This window comes from Methylobacterium sp. WL119, assembly GCF_008039875.1.
Lineage (GTDB): Bacteria > Pseudomonadota > Alphaproteobacteria > Rhizobiales > Beijerinckiaceae > Methylobacterium.
In genome coordinates, this window is sequence record NZ_VRUU01000154.1 from 1 (window position 1) to 8,105 (window position 8,105).

The 8,105-nt window shown below is 71.6% G+C and carries 7 protein-coding genes; 1 reads left to right on the forward strand and 6 read right to left on the reverse strand.

The window, feature by feature from the left end:
- Positions 1 to 493: 493 nt before the first annotated feature.
- Together FV227_RS26950 and FV227_RS26955 are read right to left on the reverse strand one after the other, a co-directional pair.
- Positions 494 to 2,176 carry an acyl-CoA dehydrogenase family protein gene (locus FV227_RS26950; RefSeq protein ID WP_147729428.1) on the reverse strand — a complete coding sequence of 561 codons (1,683 nt, stop codon included), beginning with the start codon at positions 2,174 to 2,176 and terminating at the stop codon, positions 494 to 496.
- 195 nt (positions 2,177 to 2,371) lie between these two features.
- On the reverse strand, positions 2,372 to 3,250 hold the full coding sequence (locus FV227_RS26955) for a DMT family transporter (RefSeq protein WP_147860325.1): 879 nt from the start codon (positions 3,248 to 3,250) through the stop codon (positions 2,372 to 2,374).
- 455 nt (positions 3,251 to 3,705) lie between these two features.
- On the opposite strand from FV227_RS26955, the gene FV227_RS26965 reads away from it, so the two are divergent.
- A complete protein-coding gene (locus FV227_RS26965; RefSeq protein ID WP_147844290.1) occupies positions 3,706 to 4,590 on the forward strand; it encodes a YihY/virulence factor BrkB family protein in 885 nt (294 codons plus the stop codon).
- A gap of 134 nt (positions 4,591 to 4,724) precedes the next feature.
- Here the strand turns inward: FV227_RS26965 and FV227_RS26970 are convergent, their stop codons facing one another.
- The 4 genes from FV227_RS26970 to FV227_RS26985 all read right to left on the reverse strand — a co-directional run.
- The gene (locus tag FV227_RS26970) at positions 4,725 to 5,090 is read right to left on the reverse strand and encodes a helix-turn-helix transcriptional regulator (RefSeq protein ID WP_147728372.1); all 366 of its coding nucleotides are present in this window, start codon (positions 5,088 to 5,090) and stop codon (positions 4,725 to 4,727) included.
- Positions 5,091 to 5,145: 55 nt separating this feature from the next.
- A complete protein-coding gene (locus FV227_RS26975) occupies positions 5,146 to 5,400 on the reverse strand; it encodes a type II toxin-antitoxin system RelE/ParE family toxin (RefSeq protein ID WP_147860326.1) in 255 nt (84 codons plus the stop codon).
- An 86-nt stretch (positions 5,401 to 5,486) separates the two neighbouring features.
- Positions 5,487 to 7,271 (reverse strand): glucan ABC transporter ATP-binding protein/ permease, encoded by a 1,785-nt coding sequence (locus FV227_RS26980; protein WP_147728370.1) that lies wholly within the window; start codon positions 7,269 to 7,271, stop codon positions 5,487 to 5,489.
- Between the two features lie 533 nt (positions 7,272 to 7,804).
- Positions 7,805 to 8,105, reverse strand: a 301-nt coding sequence (locus FV227_RS26985; RefSeq protein ID WP_281407538.1) for a TAXI family TRAP transporter solute-binding subunit, incomplete at its 5' end; no start/stop codon positions are given.

Here is an 8,105-nt window from a genome sequence, read left to right on the forward strand (position 1 = left end):
GCGCTGCGCGGCCCGGATCGCGGCGCTGCGGCAGGCGCTGGACCGCCCGGCCCGCGAGGCGGCGGCCGAGGTGCGGGGGCTGCTCCTGACGGAGGCGCCGCAGGTCGCCGCGATCGCCGCGCCGTGAGCCTCGCGCGCCGTCCGTCGCCGGGCGACGACCGGTTCCGTCAGCCGCGAAACCGCGGGGACCGGAAGACGAAGGCCGTGGCCGCCCCCGGCACCGGTGAGGATGCGCGGCGCCCGCCGGAGCCGGCGCCGCGGTAAGCCGAGGCTGCACCCCTGATCCGGATTGCGGGCGTGGCCGCTGTCCGGCCGGGGCCGTTTCGGAGCGGACGCGTCCACGCGTCCCTCCCCTCGACGGATCACGGGCTTGCCCGGAATCCGCATCGCTTGCGTGCCCGATTCCGCGTGCCCCCGGTTCGGGCGGGCCCGATTTTGGGGGGGCGGGAAGATCCGAGCGGTGCCCGGGCCGTCTCCCGGCCCGGGCGTCGTCTCACGCCGCCTCGAGCAGGCGGCGGGCGATGACCTGGGCCTGGATCTCGGCCGCGCCCTCGAAGATCGAGAGGATGCGGGCGTCGCAGAGCACGCGGCTGACGGCGTACTCGAGCGCGAAGCCGTTGCCGCCGTGGATCTGCAGGGCGTTGTCGGCCGCCGCCCAGGCGACGCGGGCGCCGAGGAGCTTCGCCATGCCGGCCTCGAGGTCGCAGCGCTTGCCCTCGTCCTTCTCGCGGGCCGAGAAGTAGGTGAGCTGGCGGGCGATGTTGATCTCCACCGCCATCATCGCAAGCTTGTCGGCGACCCGCGGGAAGCTGATCAGGGCTTTTCCGAACTGCATCCGCTCCTCGGCGTAGCGAAGGCCGAGGTCGAGGGCCGACTGGGCGACGCCGATGGCGCGGGCCGCGGTCTGGATGCGGGCCGACTCGAAGGTCTGCATCAGTTGGGCGAAGCCCTTGCCCTCGACCTCGCCGAGGAGGTTGTTGCCCGGCACCTCGAAGTTCTCGAAGGCGAGCTCGTACTCCTTCATGCCGCGGTAGCCGAGCACGTGGATCTCGCCGCCGGTGAGGCCCTGGACCGGGAACGGCTCCGCGTCGGTGCCGCGGGGCTTCTCGGCGATCAGCATCGACAGGCCGCGGTGGCCCTTCTCCTCGGGCTTGGTGCGGACCAGCACCGTCATGATGTCGGCGCGGACGGGATGGGTGATCCAGGTCTTGTTGCCGGAGATCTTCCAGGTCTCGCCGTCCTTCACCGCCTTGGTGCGCAGCGAGGCGAGGTCCGAGCCGGTGTTCGGCTCGGTGAACACGGCCGTCGGCAGGATGTCGCCCGAGGCGATCTTGGGCAGGAAGCGCTGCTTCTGCTCCTCGGTGCCGCCGCACAGGATCAGCTCGGCGGCGATCTCCGAGCGGGTGCCGAGGGAGCCGACGCCGATATAGGCGCGCGACAGCTCCTCGGAGACGACGCACATCGAGATCTTCGGCAGGCCCATGCCGCCGTATTCCTCCGGGATCGTCAGGCCGAAGACGCCGAGCTCGGCCATCTTGGTGACGATCTCCATCGGGATGTAGTCGTTCTTGAGGTGCCACTCGTGCGCCTGGGACACCACCTCGGCCTTGCCGAAACGGCGCATCTCGGAGCGGATCGCCTCCATGTCCTCGTCGAGGCCGGAATCGCCGACGGTGGCCGACGCCACGCCGTCGCGGATCTTCTGGACCAGGGCGGCGCGGTTCTCCGGGGTGTTGCCGTCGGCGATCAGCGCCTCGACCGCGTCGGTGCGGAACTGCTGCACCTCGCGGGCGGTGAGCCCGAGCGAGCCGACCGGGCGCACCATCTCGCCCTGGCTCATCGGGATGCCCGAGACCATCTGCTCGAGGTACTCGCCCGCGCCGATCTTCACGAGCAGCGTCTCGGTCTCGCCGAGGCGGCCGGCCGCGCGCAGGTTGGCGGCGTAGGTGCCGAGCTCGCGCACCGCCTCGCCGTAGGTGGCGATCCAGGCGAGGCCGTGGGCGGCGTGCTGCTCGGCCTCCAGCTTGGCGGCGTCGACCTTGCCGTCCGTGCCCAGCACGCGGGTGCGGACCCGGCGGGTCGCCTCGGCGACGAGACGTTTCGCGGATTCGCCGGCGGCCTGCGTGAGGGCGACGAGATCCTGCGGCTCAGGCTGGAAGGCGGGCGAAGCGGACATGGCTGGCACTTTCGTCTGAACGTTTCCGGTTGCGAGCAATATAGGCCCGATCCACCGGGACGTAGCAAATTCTTGAGGCTCGGAGCCGCAATTCGTCTTGAATTTTCTATCCAGTCGCGTGCAATTTTCCTCAACGCCGCAACCGGTTGGCGAAACCGGCGCGCCGTGGCGGGTGCCGTCGCCGCGCCCTCTCGCCTAGCCCCGGTTCGCCACCGCGACGCCGATCGCGGCCACCGCCATGCCGGCGACCTGGAGCCCGGTCAGCGCCTCGCCGAACATCAGGTAGGCCATGGTCGCCGAGACCGGCGGCACCAGGAACAGCAGCGCCGAGACGCCGGCCACCGCGCCGCGCCGGATCAGCACGAGCAGCAGCAGGATCCCGGCGACGGAGCTGACCAGCACCGACCATGCCATCCCGAGCCAGACCGGCAGCAGCGGCGGCACGGCGAGGCCGTCGCCCGACAGCAGCGCCAGCGGCACCGCGACGCCGCAGGCGCCGACGAACTGCAGGGTCGCGGTGGCCAGCAGGTCGGCGTCGGCGCCGGTGCGCTTCTGCCAGAGCGTGCCCAGGGTGATCGCGGCGACCGCGCCGGCGCAGGCGGCGAGCGCGACCGGCGGGATGCCGGCCGGGTCGGCGGCGCCGATCTTCGGGGCGAGCACGAGCCCGGCCCCGAGGAAGCCGAGCCCGATTCCGCACCAGCGGCGCAGGCTCACCGCCTCGCCGAGCACCGGCCCGGCCAGCATCGCCGTCGCCAGCGGCTGCAGGCTGCCGACGAGGGCCGCGATTCCCGCGGGCAGGCCGCGATGGATCGCCCAGAACACGCCGACGATGTAGCAGCCCTGCATCAGCACGCCCGCGACCATCGCGTCGCGCCATCCCGCGCGGGTCCGCGGCCAGCGGGCGCGAAGCGCGAGGGCGATCGCGCCGAGCACCAGGGCCACGCCGATCACCCGCAACGCCACGAAGGGCAGAGGCTGGGCATGGGGAGCCACGAACCGGGCCGCGATAAAGCCGGTCGCCCAGATCAGGACGAACAGGCTCGGGATCAGGACGTTTGCGAGGAGGGCGGGCATGGTGCCGCGCAGGCAGCACGCGCCGTCCGCGCTGACAACCGAAAAAGCCGGGGCGCCCCCGCCCCGGGACAGGGGGCGCCCCGCCGTTGCCCGAAGGCTTCACCCCGGCACCGAACGCCGCCCCCCGGCCCTCGACGCGTTGACGGGGACGGGAACGCGATCACGTATCCCAAAAAACGCATCCTCCATCGGGTAGCATCGCCGCACGTGACACACGCTTTGACGGAAGGATCTCGGCGATCACCGCGCATCCCCTCGCCCCGCACGCGGGGAGAGGCCCGCACGGACCTCGTCGTCCGTGCGGGAAGCGCAGGCGAAGCCGGAGCGGCGGTGAGGGGGCGGCCCCGAAAGAGCCTCCTCCGTCGACGCCCCCTCACCATCGGCTGCCGCCTCGCTTTGCCGACGACGTGGTCGGCAAAGCCCTCTCCCCGCGTGCGGGGAGCGGGGAGGGCGGCATGAAACCCCTCCGCACCGCCCTCGAGGTCGCGGGCATCGCCGCGCAGCGCTTCGTCTCCCATGACGGCTGGGCGATCGCGAGCCACATCGCGCTGTCGATCCTGACCTCGCTGTTCCCGTTCCTGATCCTGCTCGCGGCGCTCGCGGGGCTGCTCGGCACCAAGTCCCTGGCCGACGAGGCCGGCCTGCTAATCTTCGACGCGTGGCCGCGGGAGGTCGCCAAGCCGATCGTCGGCGAGGTCCACCGGGTGCTCACCGAGCAGCGCGGCGGGGTGCTGACGGTCGGCGCGCTGCTGGCGCTGTACTTCTCGTCCTCCGGCGTCGAGAGCCTGCGGGTGGGCTTGAACCGCGCCTACGGCCTGCGCGAGATGCGGCCGTGGTGGCTGACCCGGCTCGAATCGATCGGCTACGTCGTCTGCGGCGCCTGCGCGATGCTGGCCTTCGCGCTGCTGGTGGTGCTCGGCCCGCTGATCTGGCGCAACGTCGTTCTCGTCGCGCCGGGGCTCGAGCCCCTGGGCCTCACCGTCGCGATCGCCCGGATCGGCATCACCGCGCTGCTGCTCGCCGCGGTGCTGATCATCGCCCACAAGTTCGTCGCCGCCGGCCGGCGCTCGTTCCTGGCGGTGCTGCCGGGCATCGGCGTGACGCTGCTGCTGTGGTTCTTCGCCGGGCTCGGCTTCGGGTTCTACCTCGACCGCTTCTCGAACGCCTACGCCTCGACCTACGGCGGCCTCGCCACCGCGATGGTGTTCCTGGTGTTCCTGTACTGGCTCGCGGCGATGTTCCTGTTCGGCGGCGAGATCAACGGCACCGTGATCGCGGCCAAGCGCAGCCGGCTGCGGGCGCGGATGCACGCGCGCCAGGCGCGTCCGCCGGTTGCCTAGGACGAGACGCTTTGCCGGGAACCGAGTCCGCCTCGGGCTGTTGGCCCCAGGACTCCATGTGATCCGAAACCTCATCCGGCCAGCTTCCCCGAAACGGGAGGCGGGCCGTTTTCTTTTGGCCGCTCGCGCCGGCGTCAGCCGACGAGGTCGTCGAGCGTGACCGCGAGGGCGTCCGCGATCCTCCGAAGGGTCTCCACGGTGCCGTCGCGCTTGCCGGTCTCGATCTGCGAGAGGAACGGTTGGGCGATGCCGGCTTGCGCCGCCATCGTGAGCCCGCGATGCTCGCGCCAGACCCGGATGCGGTTGTCGCCGCCGAGCAGCCGGTCCACGACCTCGGCGGGGATCAGCTCCTCCTCGCCGGTCTCAAACTTCAGGCGGAACTGCGCGACGGCGGCCTGGTCGGCCGCGTCCTCCGCGGCCTGGGTCAGCGCGGTGTAGTCGGCCTCGCTCAGGATCACGAGTCGCTCGCCGGCCGGTGTCGTGAAGCGATGCGCGTTCATGGCAACGTCCTCTTCGGTCGGGCGCGATGGCGCGGGAATCGTCGGGATCGACCGCTCAATCGTGGGCGCTTCCCCGGGGCGTCACCTTGATGATCGCGACGATCTCGCCGTCTTCGGTGAACAGGACCCGCCAGTCGCCCACCCGGAGCCGGCAGGCGCTGGCCATGTTCTTCGGGCGCGTCACGTTGTGGGCCTGCGCTGCCGGGTCGGCTGCGTACTGCGTGAGCTTCGAACGAATCATCGCCGACACGTTGGTCGGCATGCGGCTCAGGGTCTTGAGGGCGGCCTTGCCGTAGGCAATTCGCTTCAAGGTCTACCTATAGCATATCGCTATATCGGCGCTCGAAGTCCGGGACCGCGCGCGCGGAAGCGCGGTCCCGGTGGTTCGGCTCGACCTCAGGCCGCCAGAGCCAGCACCGCTTCGCCCTCGTCCGCCTCGGCGGCCATGAACTGCGCCCGGGCGAGCTCGGCGAAGCGGCCGTTCTGCGCGACCAGGCCGTCGAAGGTGCCGCTCTCGACGATGCGGCCCTCGTGGAAGACCAGGATGCGGTCGGCGTTGCGGATCGTCGCGAGGCGGTGGGCGATGACGAAGGTGGTGCGGCCTTCCATCACGGCTTCCAGCGCGCCCTGCAGGCGGCGCTCGGTGGCGGCGTCGAGCGCGCTCGTCGCCTCGTCGAGGATCAGGATCGGCGGGTTCTTCAGGATCGCCCGGGCGATCGAGAGGCGCTGGCGCTCGCCGCCCGAGAGCGAGCGGCCGCGCTCGCCGATCACCGTGTCGAGGCCGTCGGGCTGGCGCGCCATGAAGGCGGAGGCCTGGGCGCGCTCCAGGGCGTCGAGCATCTCGGCATCGGTGGCGTCCGGGCGGCCGACCTGGAGGTTCTCGCGGATCGAGCGGGCGAACAGCATCGGCTCCTGGAACACCACGCCGATGTTGTGGCGCAGCGACGACACCGCGACGTCGCGGATGTCCATCCCGTCGATGCGGATCGCGCCGGCGCCCGGGTCGAAGCTGCGGTGCAGCAGGCCCAGCGTCGTCGACTTGCCCGAGCCGGTGGTGCCGACGAGCGCGATGGTCTCGCCGGCGCGGGCCGCGAACGACACCCCGTCGAGCGCCTTGCGGCGGCCGTCGTAGGAGAACCCGACGCCCTCGAACTCGACCTCGCCGGCGAAGCGGGCGACCTGGACGGCGTGCGAGCGGTCGCGGACGGCCGGCACCGTGTCGAAGATCGTGAAGAACTCGGCGATCTTCGGCGCCTGCTGGAACAGGCCGTTGACGAAGCCGACCACGTGGTCGAGGCGCGTCACCAGGGCGGTGGCGAGGCTCATGAAGGCGACGACCTCGCCGACCGAGGTCTGGCCGGCCTGGTAGAGCATGATGCCGGTGACGAACACCGCGGTCATGGTGATGGTGGCCGACGCGCGGGTCGCGACGTTGGCCAGCGCCCACCACGACAGCACCGGGATCTGCGCGGCGAGCAGGTTGCCGATGATGTCGCGCATCGCGTCCTTCTCGGCCTTGGCGCGGGTGAAGGACTGGATCACGGCGACGTTGCCGAGCGCGTCGGAGGCGTGCGCGGCCAGGCCCGAATTGTAGAACTCGACCTCGCCCTGCAGCGTCTCGGTGCGGCGCATGACGAAGGTGGTCAGCGCGGTGAAGACCAGCACCAGCACGAGCAGGATCGAGCCGAGCTGCCAGTTCACGAACAGCGTCATCGGCAGCAGCACGCCGAGCGAGACCAGGGCCGCGAAGTGGTCGCGGAAGAAGCCGAGCCACAGGGCCGACATGCCGTTGGTGCCCTCCAGCATCGCCTTCAGCACGCGGCCGGAATGGTTCGCCGAGTGGAAGGCGAGCGGCAGGTCGAGGACGTGCTCGAAGTAGTTCGCCATGGTGGAGAGGCGATTGCGGTGGGCTAGCCGGTCGGCGTGGAGCGCAATGGCGACGCCTGCCGCGATGGTGAAGAAGCCGAACGCGACCCAGGCCGCGATCAGCGGCAGCATGGTCTGCAGGCCGTTGCCGCCGCGCTTGAGGTGGGTCAGCCCGTCGATGATGCGGCCCATGATCAGGGGTTCGGCGAAGGCCGCCACCGCCAGCGCGACGTTGGCGAACCCGAGGCCGATGGCGAGCCGCTTGTCGTTGCCCAGAAGGCTCAGAACGCGCGCGTACAGACGAAACAGCGACATGTCAGCTCCGAACACCGACCTCAGGCGCGCCCCGTGTTGTCCGGGCCCAGCGCGCTCTTCCCCCTCGAACCCGGTCCGCGGCTGCGGTCCGGGTCTTCCTTCTTCCGTCGCGCTCCGTCCGATCGCCGGAACGGTGAATTCGGGAGTCCCGAGCACCGGGCTCCCAAACGCTTGGCGCGACGGGACTTATGCCAGGGGCTGGCTGAACGGCGCCTGACGGATCCGCCGCGCTGCGGGGAGGCCTTTACGGTTCGTTCAGCAAGATTTCCTAACCTCGTCCCCGAGGGCTCCACAAGCGCGCGATGCGCGCAGGCGCGCGAATTTCTCGCATCGCGCGTCGTGCACGGGGATCTCGCGACCGCGACGTTCGGGCCGGCCGCGCCACAGGCCCCCGGGCCACATGATCGGCCGCAGGCGGCGCCGGCCGGAACCTCGCGCGCCGACGCTGCGCCGGATGCCCGACCGCATCGCGGATCACGGGGTTCGAGCCCGATCGAGGATGCGCCGACGGGGACCTGCCCCGGGCCGGCGGCTCAGCGCGCCGCGCCGATCTCGCGCAGGTACCGCGCCGTCCCGGGGTTGAGGCTCCCCGCCGGCACCGTGGCGGCGAGGTTCGCGGGATCGCTGTCGCGTCCCTGCGGCAGGCGTCCGGCCAGCCCGGCGCCGGCCCGTCCGATCGCCGCGACCAGGCGGTGGGCCGCCTCGGGGTCGAGGCCCGGCCGGGCGAGGACGAGGCTCCACGAGCCCACGGTCTCGATCGCCGAATCCTGCCCGCGGAAGCTGCCGGCCGGCACGGTCATGCGGCGCAGCGAGGGCCGCGCGGCGATGCCCGGG